General features: G+C 62.3%; 10 protein-coding genes and 1 CRISPR repeat array (1 of these 11 cut by a window edge). Of the genes, 5 read left to right on the top strand and 5 right to left on the bottom strand.

The window, feature by feature from the left end; all coding sequences use genetic code 11:
• Positions 1 to 61 precede the first annotated feature (61 nt).
• Entirely contained in the window at positions 62 to 3,403 is a 3,342-nt protein-coding gene (locus NFE57_RS08005) for an STY4851/ECs_5259 family protein (protein WP_252135046.1), read from the top strand.
• Positions 3,404 to 9,430, top strand: a complete 6,027-nt coding sequence (locus NFE57_RS08000) for a DEAD/DEAH box helicase (protein ID WP_252135045.1) — start codon at positions 3,404 to 3,406, stop codon at positions 9,428 to 9,430. It begins immediately after the preceding gene.
• A gap of 133 nt (positions 9,431 to 9,563) precedes the next feature.
• On the opposite strand, the gene NFE57_RS16760 is transcribed toward NFE57_RS08000, so the two are convergent.
• The 5 genes from NFE57_RS16760 to NFE57_RS07985 form a co-directional block, all read right to left on the bottom strand.
• Entirely contained in the window at positions 9,564 to 9,857 is a 294-nt protein-coding gene (locus tag NFE57_RS16760) for a hypothetical protein (RefSeq protein ID WP_353653881.1), read from the bottom strand.
• Positions 9,752 to 10,078, bottom strand: coding sequence for a Fic family protein (locus NFE57_RS16755; protein WP_353653880.1), 327 nt, complete (start codon positions 10,076 to 10,078; stop codon positions 9,752 to 9,754). Before NFE57_RS16755 ends, NFE57_RS16760 begins: the two co-directional genes overlap by 106 nt.
• A gap of 150 nt (positions 10,079 to 10,228) precedes the next feature.
• Positions 10,229 to 10,603, bottom strand: a complete 375-nt coding sequence (locus NFE57_RS16750; RefSeq protein WP_353653879.1) for a DUF4172 domain-containing protein — start codon at positions 10,601 to 10,603, stop codon at positions 10,229 to 10,231.
• A 482-nt stretch (positions 10,604 to 11,085) separates the two neighbouring features.
• Positions 11,086 to 12,015: a Gfo/Idh/MocA family protein gene (locus NFE57_RS07990; RefSeq protein WP_252135044.1), complete on the bottom strand. Its 930-nt coding sequence runs from the start codon at positions 12,013 to 12,015 to the stop codon at positions 11,086 to 11,088.
• Between the two features lie 23 nt (positions 12,016 to 12,038).
• A complete protein-coding gene (locus NFE57_RS07985) occupies positions 12,039 to 12,785 on the bottom strand; it encodes a FadR/GntR family transcriptional regulator (protein ID WP_252135043.1) in 747 nt (248 codons plus the stop codon).
• 115 nt (positions 12,786 to 12,900) lie between these two features.
• Here NFE57_RS07985 and NFE57_RS07980 point away from each other — a divergent pair, with 115 nt between their 5' ends.
• Genes NFE57_RS07980 through NFE57_RS07970 form a run of 3 tightly spaced genes read left to right on the top strand, consistent with a single transcriptional unit; the run spans position 12,901 to position 15,994 of the window.
• Entirely contained in the window at positions 12,901 to 14,511 is a 1,611-nt protein-coding gene (locus NFE57_RS07980) for a sodium/sugar symporter (protein WP_252135042.1), read from the top strand.
• Positions 14,508 to 15,371 carry a 2-dehydro-3-deoxygalactonokinase gene (locus NFE57_RS07975; RefSeq protein ID WP_382279967.1) on the top strand — a complete coding sequence of 288 codons (864 nt, stop codon included), beginning with the start codon at positions 14,508 to 14,510 and terminating at the stop codon, positions 15,369 to 15,371. Before NFE57_RS07980 ends, NFE57_RS07975 begins: the two co-directional genes overlap by 4 nt.
• Positions 15,368 to 15,994: a 2-dehydro-3-deoxy-6-phosphogalactonate aldolase gene (locus NFE57_RS07970; RefSeq protein ID WP_252135041.1), complete on the top strand. Its 627-nt coding sequence runs from the start codon at positions 15,368 to 15,370 to the stop codon at positions 15,992 to 15,994. The genes NFE57_RS07975 and NFE57_RS07970 overlap by 4 nt, the downstream gene beginning before the upstream one ends.
• A 92-nt stretch (positions 15,995 to 16,086) precedes the next feature.
• Positions 16,087 to 16,449: direct repeats of the CRISPR family, unit length 36 nt; unit sequence GTTGCGGTTGGCCCTCGATCTCTGAGCTGCTAACCC; it runs 199 nt beyond the window's last position.

Below are 16,449 nucleotides of genomic sequence, written 5' to 3'. Positions count from 1 at the left end.
ATGGACTGTTTATGGTTGCTTCCTAACCGGGGATGCTAAGTTCGCTTGGGGGAAGCGAAGGGTGGACGTGGGGGAGTTCCGGCGCAGAATCGCCGCTGCGGAAGGTGATCCCGCAGAGCTCGGCAGGATTGCCGAGGAGCTGCGCGTCATTGGCACGCCCAAGGCCCTACGGTTGCGGCTGGTGACGATTTCGAGGCTGGTTGTCGCAAAGGCGGCTCAAGGGTGGATTCGGAGCGCCCCGCGCCATCCTGCACCTGTCGCCAGCTGGCTGACGGACCTAAGCATCGAAGCAATCGATGGCCGGCCTCTCTATCGATATGGAATTTCGGAAGACGGCTTTCGTGCGCTCAAAGAGCGGTTGTGCGAGCGCCGCGCGGCGCTTTCGGTAGCGCCAAGCCGCGACCTCGCGGGGCAATTCGTGTTGTGGGCCGCCGAATGGTTCAGGCGCTGCTACAACGGAACGGGGCTGAATTGGGAGGCGCTGAATGCGGAACTCGGCGCTCCCTGCGAATGGCGGCATTGGCGCGACCTGACCGACGAAGGAATGCGGTTCTGGCGCCTCGAGCCCCTGCGTCTCAACGGCACGCATCACCGTCTTGCCGCGATAGCGCGGCAGGGTGGATTCCCTGTCGCGGCACTCGAGCGCACACAGGGCGGCTGGGCGCAACGTTATTTGGAAACCCTGGTGGGGACGCTGGCTGCCAACCCTCTGCCTGACTTCGATGCCGCCAAGGCGGTTGCCGAGCGGCTGATCGAGATGGTGCCGCCGACCTGGCAAAACGAGGGGATGCGGATCGTTTCCGCCGAACTCGCGACGGAGGTCGTGCGCCTTCGGCAACTCGCGGAAGCCGATGGCGTGCCGGCCGGCGCCCTCGTCAGCCCGTGGCTGGATGAGCATCTGCCAGGCTGGCGCGACGAGCTCCCGCTGTCGGTCGGCTCGGAAGCAGGCCGGACACTGATCGACGGCCTCATGCGCACCGTTGTCCTCCGCGGTGGGTATGATGCGGTCAAATGCTATCGTTGGCTTGAGATCGGACCCGATGGCCGGCAGGAGGGCATCACGCTCGAACTTGCAGGGCTGCTGGACGGCAAGGCGATTCCGGGCAATCTGGCGGCGGATTGGAGTCGGCTGCGGCTATATCCCTCCGGCTCGTTCGCCCAGCATGTGGTTGGCGAACTGGCGGTTGCCGATCCAGACGAAGACGGAGCCTGGCGCGCGCGTCCGTCAATCCACAGGACGGACTTCGCCGTGCCCGCAAGTGTCCCGATCGCCGCCGAGCTCCGCGGTGACGGGCAGCGCGTTGGAATGCCCTTTGTGATGGCGGGCGGCGACGCTGTCACTGGTGATCTTCGGGTTTACGTGATCGAGTGCGAGACCGAAGAGGCGATCAGGCTCAGACAGATCGGTTCGGCCAGCGGCGCTTTTCGCGACGAAGCGCTGGTGGTGGATACGCCGGCAAGCTGGTCGGTCGAGGCGCACGGGGATGGCGCTGCCTGCGAGCCGTTTACGGCGGGGAAATCCGCCGAGCGGACAATGGCGAAGGTTTCCGGCGCGGCGGTCGTCACGAACGCGCGTGGCGACTGCTATTTGCTGCGCGCCGGCCAAAAGGCTGCGACCCGCGATCGGCTGATTGTGCATGCAAGCAATTGCTCGTTCGGATTGGCCGATCCGACGAGCGTGTTGATCGTTGGAAAACCATCGGCGCTTGTTGAAGAGCGAGCGCGCTCCAGAAGTGCAGGTCGTGACGAGCTCTTCTGGAGGCCCGCCGGAACCAGCGGCTGGCGGCCGGGGGTTTCCGGCGCGGAACTCGGCCGATGCGAGTTTGCCTGGCGCGATCAACGCACGGGCCACATCCGAGATCGTCGAGATGTAGTGGTGTTACCGGATGGCTTTGATGTTCGCCACGCGGTCGTCGGCAATCAACAGGAGATATCCATTGTCGGCTGGCTTGATGGAGCTTCCGCTCACGACGGCATACCTCACGGCCCAAAGTGTTGGCGCCTTCACGCCAAGGGCGACACGCGTTCGCGCTTCGTCGTAACCCTGCGCACGGCCGGCGGCGATGCCTTCGATATCGTCATTCCCCTGCGCCACCAAGCATGGATCGAAAGCTGGACAGAAGGACCTACAAGGCAGGGAGCGCGTCTCTCTCTGTCGGTAATCAACCGGTATGTCGCGCGAACTGCCCAACGTTGCGAGCTGATGGCTGACCTTCTCGATGAGAACCGCCGCCCGGTGCCTCAGGGGCATGTCCGATGGTGGGTTGATGGCGAAATGCCGCTATCGACGGTTCGCGACGATCTCGCCGCTCTCCTGCGTCCAAGCGGCAAACTGCGGACCACGATTCAGCTGAATTTCAACGACGCGAATGAGGACTATTGGTTTGTCGGCGAGTTCGAGCACGAACTCAGCGACGAGCGCGGTGGCCTGGTTCCCAATCCGGCTGTTGCAGAAGAGGGCGCGCGAATCGTTCGACGAGCGATTCATGACCCAACCCGCGAGCATGACTTGGGACGATATGATCTGCTCGACAGCATCAACCATCATCCGATCGTCCTCCCGCGTCAGTATGGCGATGCGCTGATTTACCTGCGAGCCGACGATCGGGTGCTGAGCGCACCGCGCCTCATGGCCGGTTTAATCGACAATCAGGCGCAAAACCCTCTTGGGCGTGCGATGAGCGTGGCGGCCAAATCCGACCGTCAAGCCGCTTTGGAACTCCTATTCTCCCAAGCGGCGGCAGAGCCGACGAGCGGGAGCGCTCGCGCGCTCATCAGACAGCTCATCGACCTCACCCTTTCGCTGGACGGGCTCCCGCCGGGGACGTTCGACGCGTTGCTCCTGTTGCCCCAATATCCAGAGATCGCGACGCTTATGTTGTTTCAGGCGCGGCGGGACGAGTTGGAGCCGCTGTTGCGACTGGCCGAGGGTTTGCCTTTCGCATGGTGGTTGGTGCCAAAGATGCACTGGAACGCTGCAGCAAAAGCCCAGGCCGACTATCTGTTCGATCGCCTCCCCGACGAGTTTCAGCTCGTTGCAGGAACGATAGGCGAGACACGCACAGAGCTGTCGCTGCTGGAACCCATATTGGCGCCATTGTTGGAGCAGTCGGTGCCGAAATGTCCGCTCGATGTAGCGGTCAATTCATTCTTGAACCGTTCGGGCGATCGTATCGCCGCCAAGAACCCAAATCCTTTTCGCTCGCGGCACGATTCAGACTTACCCGCCTGGCGCTACGACGAGCAATTTTGGCGCTCGCTCGACGCGCCGCTCGTGGCGGCTTTGGCTGCTCGGGGAAAGACCGAACTCGATGCGCCCGAGCTTATGGCTGTCAAGGACATAGCAAGGCGCCATCCTCATTGGTTTCGCGAAGGTTTCGCGGCTGCGCTCAAGGAGATGTAAATGGCCGAGGCGGATCCAGCGCAAATTCATCGTCCCACGCCGCTCGATATCGACGCACGATTGCGCTCGCGCGTGACGGAAGCGGTGATCGCGCAAGGAGGCATCCGGCATGAAGCTCTTAACGCTTTTCTGCGCGAGCGGCTGGCGGGAACCGATGTGGCCGGGGGTTCGCTATTCGCCGAACCCACCATAGAAGCCGCATCGGGCTATGAAACATCGGGAAAGACGCCGCGCGACTTGGAGGGTTCTCTCCTTCATTCCCGACTTGTCGCCGCCCTCACTGACGGCGAAGAAGGCGATGATTATCGATTTACACACCCTGCCTATCAACATCAGTTAGAATCATGGCGGGCGTTGAGTAGACCCGAGCGCCGCTCGGTGCTGGTCTCCAGCGGCACCGGTTCAGGCAAAACGGAATGTTTCCTCGTGCCTATGCTTGATGATCTCGCCCGCGAGGTGGATCGGAAAGGGGGCAGGCTCACCGGTGTGCATGCGCTCATGCTTTATCCGCTCAATGCCCTGATCGCCAGCCAGGAGGAGCGGCTCAAACGCTGGGTGCGGCCCTTCCACGGCGATATTCGGTTCGCCCTCTACAACGGGCTCATGGGGGACGCGCGCGAATCAGAATGTGAACAGGCCGTCCGCGATAGGCCCGAGCAGGTGATCTATCGCACGACGCTTAGGGACGATCCGCCGCCCATTCTGGTCACCAACAATACGATGCTCGAATATATGACGATCCGCCGGGCGGATCGGCCTATTGTCGAAGCGTCGCAAGGTAAGCTGCGATGGATCATCATCGACGAGGCGCATAGCTATGTCGGGTCCGCAGCAGCAGAAGTCGCCCTGCTTCTGCGACGTGTGATGGAGGCGTTCAGCGTCGATCCTGCTCAGGTCCGCTTTGTGGCTACGTCGGCCACGATCGGCGAAGGCGAAGGGGCAGAACTCGATCTTCGTAAATTCCTGGCGGACCTTGCTGGCGTTGCGGAATCGCAAGTTGAAGTCATCATGGGCAAACCCGCCACGGTGACGTTTGACGGTTCGGGCTCGACATCTGATCCGTTGATCCAGAGGATCATTCGCACGCTCGAAGAAAAACCTGCGACGGTAAGTGAAGTCGAGAAGCTCGCTGCAAACGATAAACGTGACGCCGTAGAGTTGCTCGGTTCAATGGCTGCTTCGCGGTCGGACGACCGCGGGCCATTGCTGCCCATGCGCGTGCACAAGTTCATTCGGGCCATTCCCGGACTTTGGTCTTGTCTCAACCCCGAGTGCGCCGGAGGAAAACCGGATGGGTGGCCCTATGGCGCGATCCTATTTGAAGACGAGGACCGATGCCCCCACTGCCACTCACCTCAATTCGAGATTGTATCCTGCCGGGAATGTGGCGAGCCCTGGTTGCAAGCGATCAACGGAGGCAATGCGCTGCTGCCGGTTTCGAGCAAGCAAGATCGGGACGAGTTTGCGGCCGCCAGTGCCCGCGAATTGGACTCGGAAGAGGATGGAGAGCCGGACGAGCAAGTGCCGGCTGTTTCGAGTGGGCCTCTGCGTCTTATCGCTACTCGACCTTGCGACAGTAATAGCCTACTCACGCTTTCGGTCGACTTGAAGACCGGCACTTTGCCCGAGCGACGAGATGCGGGAAGCCCGATTCAGGCCAGCAAAGCTGATGCCGATGATGGGTGCCCCCGCTGCGGCGCCGCCCACCATAAAGACCGTCCTTCGCCGATCTGGCCCTTTCGCTTTGGCGCCCCCTTTTTGATCCAGAATGCAGCCCCGACGATGCTCGAGGGGGTCGCAGGGGTGTCGAGCACTGCTGAGGAGCTGCCGGCCGACGGGCGACGCCTGCTGTCGTTCACTGACAGCCGCCAAGGCACGGCTCGATTTGCGGCTAATATCGAGACGATGGCCGAGCGGGGATTTGTCCGGGCGTGGGTTTATCATGCTGTTCAACAGGGCGCGGGTTCCGCCGAAACAGATCTGGAGCAGCGAGCCGAACTTGAGCGCCGACTTGCCAAACTTAAGCCACACGCGGGCGATCCGACATTCGATCAGCTCATTTCGGAAACCGAGGTTGCGTTGGAAGGCACTTCTGCGGTCGCCCCGATCCCTTGGCGCAAAGCAGTGCGGGGGCTCGCCGCCGAGCCGATGGTGAAGAACTGGATCGGCGCCGTGTGGGATGAGGATCGCGACGCCCGCTTTGCCAAAGACCGCGAGTCGCTTGCGAATTTCCTGCTTCTCCGCGAACTCGCCCGCCGCCCGCGGCGAGCGAACGCAATCGAGACTCTTGGTCTCGCCAAACTGATTTTTCCCCCGATTGAGACGCTGCGCGAGACACAGGTCCCGGAGCAACTACGACGCGTGGGGCGAACGCTATCGGATTGGAAGGACTTCCAATATTTCTTGATCGATACCATCATCAGGAACTACTTTGTTCTGACCATCGATCGTGCCGACCAGCGTTGGCTGCTTCCTCGGCATTCGCGCGTGAGAGAGATCGTTGGGCCAAATGAGGATCGCCGTAATCTCACTGATCGCGTTTGGCCGTTCCTCAGGGGGGCAGATCTGCATGGAGCCAAGTCCAATGCAGTTTTGGCGATCGAGACCGGGCTCAACTTGGATGCGGGGCAGCCGCAGGATCGCGCCGATATCAATGAAATACTGCAAAAAGCGTGGGACCAACTGCGGCCGCTGCTGAAAGGCGCCGGCTCGACCTACCAGTTGAGCCTCGATCGAGCGGCTCTGTCGCCCGTTCGAGAAGCCTGGTTATGCCCAGTGACCAATCGCATTTTGCCACGGCTGGTATTCGGCCGAACTCCTTATTCACTGCGAGGTTTTGGTAGAGCCGCAGGCTTGCCTCAGCAGATTTTGTTGCCGCGGCTGCCCCTGTCATTTCCCTCAAATGACGCTGAACGAAACGAACTCGCCGCATTCGTGGAACGAGACGCCGAAATCGCGGCCCTTCGCGCGCGGGGCGTGTGGGGAAATCTCCATGATCGCGCGGCCACGTTTGCTCCCTATATTCGAGCCGAAGAACATTCGGCGCAGCAACCACCGTATCGGCTTCGGGCGTTCGAGAACGAGTTCAAGACCGGAAAGATTAACCTGCTGGCCTGTTCGACTACGATGGAAATGGGCGTTGACATCGGCTCGATTGAATCGGTGCTCAACACGAACGTTCCACCCTCGATTGCCAATTATCGCCAGCGAGTGGGCCGCGCTGGCCGTCGTGGGCAAGGATTTGCTTCGTCATTAACATTCGCGCGCAACACGCCGCTCGAACGAGAAGCGTTTCGCGATCCGGCTGGCTATCTTATCCGCAAACTGCGCGCTCCCAAGATCAAGCTTGATTCGGAGCGGATTGTTCAACGTCACGTCAACGCGCTGTTACTGGCGCGCTGGTTCGCTGAAGCAGCGGGCGAACTTACGAAGACCCGCGCTGGCGATTTTTTCGGCTTCCCGCAAGGGTTGGGAATCGAACCCGATCCCAATGCCCCCGGAATCCAATTTTGCAGATGGCTCAAGCAACCGAGCACTAGGAAGGCCGTATCGGGTGCGATCTCTCGACTGGTCCGTGGAACTGCTCTCGAGAGCATGCCGGGCTTGCCGGACGAAACCGCGCGGATGTTTGAAGTCGCTCGTGACGATTTCGGACGACAATGGCAGGCGTTACGCGACCAAGCGAAGGATGTTGCGGAGGCCGCACGCAAGAGCATCGAAAACACTGTAAGGCGAATGTGCCGCGAGTTTTTGCTGCGAGAGCTTGCCAATCGCTCTTTATTGCCGGGGCACGGATTTCCCACGGCGGTCGTTCCGTTCATCACTGATTGTCGGGAAGCTCAGACGCGCGAACGGAAACGCGACGATGAAGAGGGCGGCGAGACGAGAAGAAATCGCCGATACGATTACCCGAGCCGTAACGCCGACATCGCCATCCGTGAGTATGCTCCCGGCGCCGAAGTGGTCGTCGATGGATTGGTTTGGACCTCGGCGGGAGTTCAACTCAACTGGCAGCGGCCGGCGAATGAAAAGGCCAGCGACATCGAGGACATCCGCTGGTCGTGGCTCTGCGGCGACTGCGGCGAGGCGGGCTGCGACAGGCGCATGGCGAATGAATGCCCGGCTTGTGGTTCTGCAAAAATCACTTCTCTTCAATTCCTTGAGCCAGCCGGTTTTCGCGTAGATTGGAACAGTCAACCCCACGCTGAAACCGATCAGGTGCGCTATATTGAACCACAGCCACCGCGTGTGTCCGCCCATCTTGCCCGCTGGGAGCCATTGCTCGATCCCGCCTTGGGTAGGGTTCGGGCAACTGGTGACGGCCTGGTGTTCCACTATTCCTTGGGAACTTCCGGCAGCGGCTATCGCGTGTGTCTGGATTGCGGGCGCGCGGCGGAAGAGAACGAAGACGCATTGTCCGGTCATACGGCGCTGATGCCGCCGAAAGGCGAAGCTGGTCGTTGTGCGGGAAATGACAAAACCTACGCAATCACCCGCCCGCTGGCGCTCGGCCATGAAGTGCTTACCGATGTGGCTGAATTGCAACCGGCAGATCTGGAAGATCCTGGAGCCGCGTGGGCGCTCGCCTCTGCGTTGCGCGAAGCCTTGTCGCGCCGGCTGGGCGTTGAAACGCGCGAACTTGGGCTTTCCGTTGCCCCACGGCAGACCGCGTTGGGAACGTTTACGCACTCGATCTTTCTTTATGATCTGGCTTCTGGCGGAGCTGGATATTCGCCCCGGATACTTGATGATCTAACGGGTTTGCTGCGTGAGGCAAATGGGGTGCTCACATGCAAGCTCGACTGTCAGCGAGGGTGCTCCGCCTGTGTATTGGTCACTGATCTCTATGCCCAACAGGAAATCATCGACCGGCAAGCTGCTCGCGCATTTCTCGCTCCGCTTTTGGCAGCGCTGGCAAACCCCGAAGACGGCGACGTTGTCGCGCCGGACTCTGCACTCAGCCCGCCTGTCGCGGACGCGCTGGCTCGCCGTCTCGGCCCCGGATCAGTCGCCACGATATTCGCTAACGACGTCCCCGATCTCAGCGCCTTAGCGAAGCATCCGTTTGTCGCACTTTTCGCCGACGCGGAAAGAAAGGGCAGCACAGTCCGAATTGCCCTACCTGCACCGGTCATTGGCGATCTCGATGAGGCGCAGCGATTTGGTCTTCGTAACCTGGCGCAGCGCCATCGTTTCGAGCTTGGAATAGGCGCTGTTTCCCCGATGCCAAACGGCGCCAGTCTGATCGCAGCGATCGAGAATCCCAATGGGGTCGTTGGTTGGTTTTCGCGTGATCAGTCAGCGACGCTTCTTCGCGAAGGATGGGGTATCGGCAGCCTCCACCCGGTCGTCAGCGCTCCATTGACCACGCAGCCGATCGTGGAAGCAGTTGATCCTGAACTACTCGAACGCAAACCTCGGATCGGCGATCGGGTAAAGATACTTACGAATGATCCCGGACGGCCCCTGCGGCAATTTGGGGTCGGGCTTGTGAACAGGGTTCTCAAGGACGAGCTCGACGCCATTGGATTATGGAAGCCGGGTAAGCTTGTCGAGCTTACCTATTCCGATCGTTATCTCAAAGCGCCCCTGCCGCTGACCTTGTTGATGCGAACGGTGGTCGGGCTGCGCGATGCCCTCGCTCCAAAAGATGCCGTGCTTCGTCTATCGATTGCGACATCTCGCATCGGAGAGGACCGTTATCGAAACGGATGCCATCGACTTCGCGATAATTGGCCGGATGACGATGCTCGCGCCGATATCGTTTTTGCCGTGGCCGATTACTTTGGATTTGATATTCAATACGACGACGGCGGGGCTCCGCATGCTCGCAAGTTGACTATCATCTATGATGACGGATCGAGCGCCGTTCTGCTGTTCGATCAAGGCTTTGGATATTGGCGCGCGCAGGGCAACGACCAACACAATTTTCGAGAGGGCGCTTCTGCCCAAGCGAAATCGCTGGTGGACAGCTCGGCGTTCATAATTGGAAATGGAGAAACGTATATAGCTATAAAGCAAGGGTAACTTGCGGAGCAGTTTTGGAGTGCTAAGGCAACCGAATGGGCTGGTGGACCTGTCTGCATTTGAACTCGAATACGGCCAACCTAACCCACTCAGCTACGTCACGAGATGGTAGCGCGTCGCTTTTCGCTCACCTTCACGGCGTAGCGCGCCGAGAGTTACAAGTTCCGTCAGATCGCGTGGCGCCGGTAATCGTGCGATAATTGTGCGCGCTCAGGCCGCCTTCAAAACCGTCGGGTCCCTCGGCGAACATGCGGATCAGCGCTTTTTGCTGCCGTTCGTTGATCCGGCCTCGCAGGCCCTCGAGCAGGCGGGTCTTGTCGATCAGGAAACGGATGCGAGCGAGAGTCCGTTGCTGTGCTTCCAGAACGATATCCGCGAACCACGCCAGCCAACCGTCGATGTGGTTGGAGTGGCTGGCGTGCTGCAATTGAGCGTAATAATCCTTGCGGGGCGGTTGATCGTTTCGGCGAGCGCCCTGAGCGTCGGTGCTTCGATGGTCTGTGCGAGCGCCTTCTCCGCGATCGCGCGGCCGATGCGTCCGTTCCCGTCCTCGAAGGGATGGACCGACCCGAACCAGAGGTGGGCGTTCCGGCTCGGGTGATCGCCGGTAGCGGCTTCGACCCGCCGGGTGTCGTGGCGTTGAACCACTCGACGAAAGTCCGCATTTCCCGCGGCACGCGTTCGGAAGGCGGCGCTTCATAATGGATGCGCGGCGCGTACAGTGCGCCGACACGATCTGCATGGGATCGGCGTGGGTGCGATAGCCGCTGATCGTTCCCAAGTCGCGCCTGCCGGCCATCAGCATGGTGTGCCAGTCGAAAAGCGCCTGATCGGACAAGTGTTCGGCCCATGTCTGTAGAGGTTTGCCATGAGTTCGGCGGCACCGGCCTCGGCCGCACTGGCGCGCCGGCGGTCGGCTTGCAGACCCAAGTGTTTGGCTAGCGAGGATTGGACGCTTGCGCGATCGAGCACTTCGCCTTCGATCGCCGAGCTGTCGACCGTCTCCTGAGCGATCAATTCGATCGTCAGTGATTGCTTCTGCTCACCTTCCGCGTGGAGCATCGCTCCGACAACGATGCCGGCGCCTTTCAGGAATTGTGTTTCGGCTGCTTGCAACGCGGCGGGGGCGTAGGCGAAATCAGGCCAATCAGGTTGTTGCCAGTTCCAGCGCATGATCGATAAATGCTCTCTTTATCGATTATCGTACGCGAAATTATGATTTATAAAATGTCCGGTTATTGATCGCACGGGCCGGGGATAAGCACCGAATCGCTTCGCGACGGTAGGTGGAGTAGTTTACAGTGAAAATCTAAGCTGTTGATTTATATCGATCTCTTTGGATTGAAGTTTACAGCGAAAACCGTAGAAAACCGCCAAAATCGTAAGCTTGGGAAGCTTCTGCTCTACCATTGAGCTACACCCGCGCGGCGGCGGAAATCCTATGTTCCTTGCCGCCTGTCAAGCCGCATTCCGATATTGTTTTGCGGCCTATTCCGCCGCTGGCCGCCATGGCGGGCGTGGGCGTGGTCGTCGCCCGCTGCCGTTACGCGCCTGCCTCGATCAAATATGCAAGGTTGCATCCCGTCTCGAGATGAGGCGATTCGTGTCGCGCGCTGGCAAGAAAACCGCCTCTCCCCGATGGTTCGGGCCTTGCCTCAGCGCCAGTCGAATGCGCCGACGGTCTCGCGCTTGCCGAGCATGAAGGCGTCGGCAACGAGGCGGAACGGCGAGAAATCCACGTCGCTCGTACGCGTCGTGACGAGGTGGTGGAAGCGGCGATAGAGCCGCGCATATTCGGGATCGTCGGCGACTGCGACCGCCGTGCCGTCGACCGCCATCTTCGAGGCACCCGCGCTCAGCGTCAGCGTGCCGCGGTCGGTCTCGATCACGATATCCCAGGTCTGCGGCCCGCGCTGATCGAAATCGAACGCGACCTCGATCGGGATCGGGCCCGCCGCCAGCGTCAGATCGGCCGCGATCGGGGCGTCGCGATTGCTCGGGAAGCGCAGCGCGGCGGTCTCGAGCAACACCGCACTGCCGAGCAATTTGGTCAGCACCGACAGCGCGTTGATGCCGGGATCGAACACGCCGATCCCGCTTTCCCAGATCCATTCCTGCCCCGGATGCCAGACGCGCACGTCTTCCTTCCACGCGATCGAGACCTTGTGGATCGTGCGATCGGCGAGCCATGCCATCGCGGGTTCGACCGCCGCGGCCTCGCGCGAATGCCAGGTGGCATGGAGCACGACGTCGCTGGCGGCGGCGAGATCGGCGAGCGCCTGCGCTTCGCCGATCGTGGCGGCGGGTGGCTTTTCGAGCATGATGTCGAGCCCGGCCGCGATCGCCTCACGAACCAGCTCGAGCCGCCCGCGCGGCGGCGTGCAGATCGCGATTGCTTTCACCTCGGGCATTGCCTTGGCCATTTCGGTGATCGTCGCGAACCGGGGCACGTCGTCGGGTTGATCGCGGCGGGTGACGAAGGCGGCGAGCCGGAAATTCGGATCGGCGGCGATCGTGGGCATGTGCTGATCACGGGCAATCTTGCCGATGCCGATGATGGCGATCGGAATGGGGGTAGAGGACATGGCGGTTCCTGTCGTTGAGGGCATCAGGCGGGATCGTTGGCGACCACCTGTTCGATGAGAACAAGGACGTCGTCGATGAGGTGGCGCATGGCTTTTTCGGCGCGCGCGGCTTTGCCGGCGGCGATCGCATCGTACACCGCGGCGTGGCTGTCGATACTGGCGGCGCGCCCCGCGATCCGGTTGGTGAAGCGGATCGAGGTGCGCAGCGCGGTATCGACGACGTCGCGGAACTGCGCGTAAAACGGGTTCCCCGACGCGTAGAGCACCGCGACGTGGAAGGCGATATCGGCATCGAGCGTGTCTTCATGCCCCAGTTCGGCGTCGCGCATCCGTTGCAAGGCGGTGCCGATCGCGGCGACATCGGCGGGCGCAGCGCGGGTCGCAGCGAGCTTGGCGGCCTGCGGTTCCACCGCGATACGCAATTCGTTGAACTGGCGCAGCAGGCCGATCGACGACCGCCGCTCGAGCAGCCAGCGCAGCACATCGGTATCGAACAGATTCCAATGGCTTTCGGGTTGGAGAAAAGTGCCCTGTTTGGGGCGCGCGCCGAGCAGCCCCTTGGCGGTGAGCATCTTGACGGCTTCGCGCGTCACCGATCGGCTGACGTCATGTGCCTTGGCCAGCTCGGCCTCGGTGGGGAAGGCGCGGTCGCTATACTCGCCGACGACGATCGAGCGCCCCAGTGCTTCGAGCAGGCCGTAGGTCAGGTTCCGGCCAAGCTGGTTGCGCGCCAGCCCCGCGTCTTGCGGATGCGGAACCGAACCTGTCACCGAACCTCTCCCAGCCCAACCTCAGGCCCGGCGTTTTTGCAGATCAGAAGCGCCTCGACAAGTCCGATCGATCATATAAAAGGCGCTCGGCTGTTGATGGTTTGGATGGCGTCGCATGGGTCTCGGGACGATCGATATCGTGGTGGTCGCGGTCTATGCGATCGCGATCTTCGGCCTTGCGCAATGGGTGTCGCGCGAGAAAGCGGGGCATCAGAAGGACAGCGCCGATTATTTCCTCGCCTCGAAGAACCTTCCTTGGTGGGCGATCGGCGCGTCGCTGATCGCGGCCAATATCTCGGCCGAACAGATCGTCGGCATGTCGGGATCGGGCTATGCGATCGGGCTGGCGATCGCGTCGTACGAATGGATGGCGGCGCTGACGCTCCTGATCGTCGGCAAGTTCTTCCTGCCGATCTTCCTGCGCAACGAAATCTACACGATGCCGCAGTTCCTCGAACGGCGGTACGGCAAGTCGATCCGCACGCTGATGGCGATCTTCTGGCTCGCGCTCTACGTGTTCGTGAACCTGACCTCGATCATCTGGCTCGGTTCGATCGCGGTGACCAAGGTGGCGGGGGTCGATCAGATGCTCGCGCTGGTCATCCTTGGCGCATTCGCGCTGCTCTATCAGTTGCGCGGTGGGCTGAAGGCGGTGGCGCTCACCGATATCGTCCAGGTCACCTTGCTCGTGATGGGCGGGCTGATCATCGCCGGGCTGACGCTGGGCGAGCTTGGTGACGGGCAGGGCGTCATCGCCGGCTGGACGCGGCTGACCGCCGAGATCCCCGATCACTTCCACATGATCCTCGAGAAGGGCAATCCGCATTATATGGATCTGCCCGGCCTGTCGGTGCTGATCGGCGGGATGTGGATCGCCAACCTCAGTTATTGGGGGTTCAACCAATATATCATCCAGCGCGCGTTGGCCGCCAAGAGCATCAGCGAGGCGCAGAAGGGTGTGCTGTTCGCGGCCTTCCTCAAGCTGCTGATGCCGATCATCATCGTCGTGCCCGGGATCGCCGCGGTGGTGCTTGCGCCCGATCTGGCCAAGCCCGACGAGGCCTATCCGATGATGATGCGGCTGCTGCCGACCGGGCTGCTCGGGCTGGTGTTCGCCGCGCTGATCGCCGCGATCATCGCGTCCACCGCCTCCAAGATCAATTCGATCGCGACGATCTTCACGCTCGATGTCTACGCCAAATATCGCGGCGACCGGACGATGGCGGAGGATGGGGTCGCGGAGGACGGCGCGGGCAAGCAGAAAGAGGAGCGCCACCTCGTATTCGTCGGCCGCGTCGCGGCGACGGTCGCGATTCTGATCGCCATCCTCGCCGCCAAGCCGCTGATCGGCAGTTCCGAACAGGCGTTCCAGTTCATCCAGGAATTCACCGGCTTCTTCACGCCGGGGATCACCGTGATCTTCCTGCTTGGCCTGTTCTGGAAGCGCGCGAACGAGGCGGGTGCGATCGCCGCGGCAGTCACGTCGGTGGTGCTGTCATGGGCGCTCAAGCTGTTCTGGGTGTCGCTGCCGTTCATGGATCGGATGGGGATCGTCTTCCTGGCCTCGCTGGCGCTGGCGGTGGTGATCTCGCTGCTCGTCCCCGCGCGCGCCGGCACCGATACGATCGAAACCGCTGACGTGCGCTACGCGACGCACACCAGCTTCAACATCGGCGCGCTGGGCGTGATCCTGATCCTCATCGTGCTGTACGCGACCTTCTGGTGAGCCGCTTTCTCGCCATCGATTGGGGCACCACCAATCGCCGCGCCTATCTGATCGAGCAGGGCGCGGTGATGGCGACGACGCGCGACGATCGCGGCATCCTTGCGATCGCGCCCGGCGGGTTCGACGCCGAGATCGCGGCGTTGCGCGAACGCTATAGCGATGTGCCGATCGTGCTCGCCGGAATGGTGGGATCGAACCGGGGCTGGGTCGATGCCGGCTATGTCGCCGCGCCCGCGACGATCGAGGCGCTTGCCGCGAATGTCGTGCGGCCGATTGCGGGGGTCGCGATCGTGCCCGGCGTCAGCCGCGCGGTGGAAGGGCGCGGCGATGTGATGCGCGGCGAGGAGGTACAATTGCTCGGTGCGGTCGCGGCGGGGATGGTGCCGCGCGACAGCCTGCTCTGCCAGCCCGGCACACATTGCAAATGGGCGTGGATGAAGCACGGCGCGCTCGCCGATTTCGTCACCGCGATGACCGGCGAATTGTTTGCATTGCTCAAGACGCATGCGCTGATCGGGCAGGAAATGACGGGCGCGGTCGTCAATGACGATGCGTTCGGCGAGGGCGTGGCCGATGCCGGGCGCGGCGACCTGCTTGGTGCGCTGTTCGGGGTGCGCGCGGCGGGCGTGCTGGGGTTACGCGCGCCCGGCACCGCGACCTCCTATGTCAGCGGGCTGTTGATCGGCACCGATGTGCGCGCGCATGTCCGCGCCGGCGAGACAGTGTACCTGCTTGCCGACGAGGCGTTGGGCGCGCTCTATGCCCGCGCGATCGAGATCGTCGGCGCGTCGGCCGCGCGGATCGACAGCCACGCGACCTTCGTCGCGGGCATTACCCGAATCGAGGAGCTTCTTGGATGACCGCCGTTCGTGATTTCGCCGCCGCGTTCGCGCGCTGCCCGCTGGTCGCCATCCTGCGTGGCGTGCGGCCCGACGAGGTCGCGCCGATCGGCGTGGCACTGGTCGAGGCCGGCTTCACGCTGATCGAGGTGCCGCTCAACTCGCCCGACCCGCTGGAGAGCATCGCGCGGCTGGTGCAGACGGTCGGCGATCGCGCGATGATCGGCGCGGGCACCGTGCTGACCACCGATGCCGTTGCCGGGGTGGCGGCGGCCGGCGGGCGGATGGTGGTGTCGCCCAACACCAACCCGGACGTGATCCGTGCAACGGTGGCCGCCGACATGGCGTCGCTGCCGGGCTATTTCACGCCCAGCGAAGCCTTCGCCGCGCTCGATGCGGGGGCCACCGCGCTCAAGCTGTTCCCCGCCGAGGGCGCGTCGCCCGCCGTGCTCAAGGCACACCGCGCGGTGTTGCCGAAGGAGGCATTGATGCTCGCGGTCGGCGGCGTCACGCCCGCCACGATGCAGCCGTGGCGCGCGGCGGGCGCCAACGGCTTCGGCCTCGGCTCGGCGCTTTACCGCATGGGCGACGATGCCGACACCGTCGCCCGCCAGGCCAAGGATTTCGTTGCCAGTCTTGGCTGAGCAGAGGCGATTTTACAGGGGCAGCGCGCTATCGCTGGTTCTGGCTCGTTGAGCTGCTAACCCCGCTCTCTGATCGCACAGAGCGCACCGGAGTTGCGGTTGGCCCTCGATCTCTGAGCTGCTAACCCGCGGCGATCGTGAGCGTTTCGCCCGTGCGGTTGCGGTTGGCCCTCGATCTCTGAGCTGCTAACCCACGCTTCCGGCCATCGGCAAGCCGAAGGCCGTTGCGGTTGGCCCTCGATCTCTGAGCTGCTAACCCCATCGACCAGCGCGGCCGGCTGCGCAGCGAGTTGCGGTTGGCCCTCGATCTCTGAGCTGCTAACCCCACCGGCCTTTCGACGGTGACGGTGCTTCGGTTGCGGTTGGCCCTCGATCTCTGAGCTGCTAACCCCGTCCCACAAACGCGATGAGGGCCGGGACGGTTGCGGTTGGCCCTCGATCTCTGAGCTGCTAAC

The sequence above is a fragment of the Hephaestia sp. MAHUQ-44 genome, assembly GCF_023806085.1.
GTDB lineage: Bacteria > Pseudomonadota > Alphaproteobacteria > Sphingomonadales > Sphingomonadaceae > Sphingomonas.
Note: the sequence above shows the minus strand (reverse complement) of the source record. Positions and strands in the feature narration are given on the sequence as shown.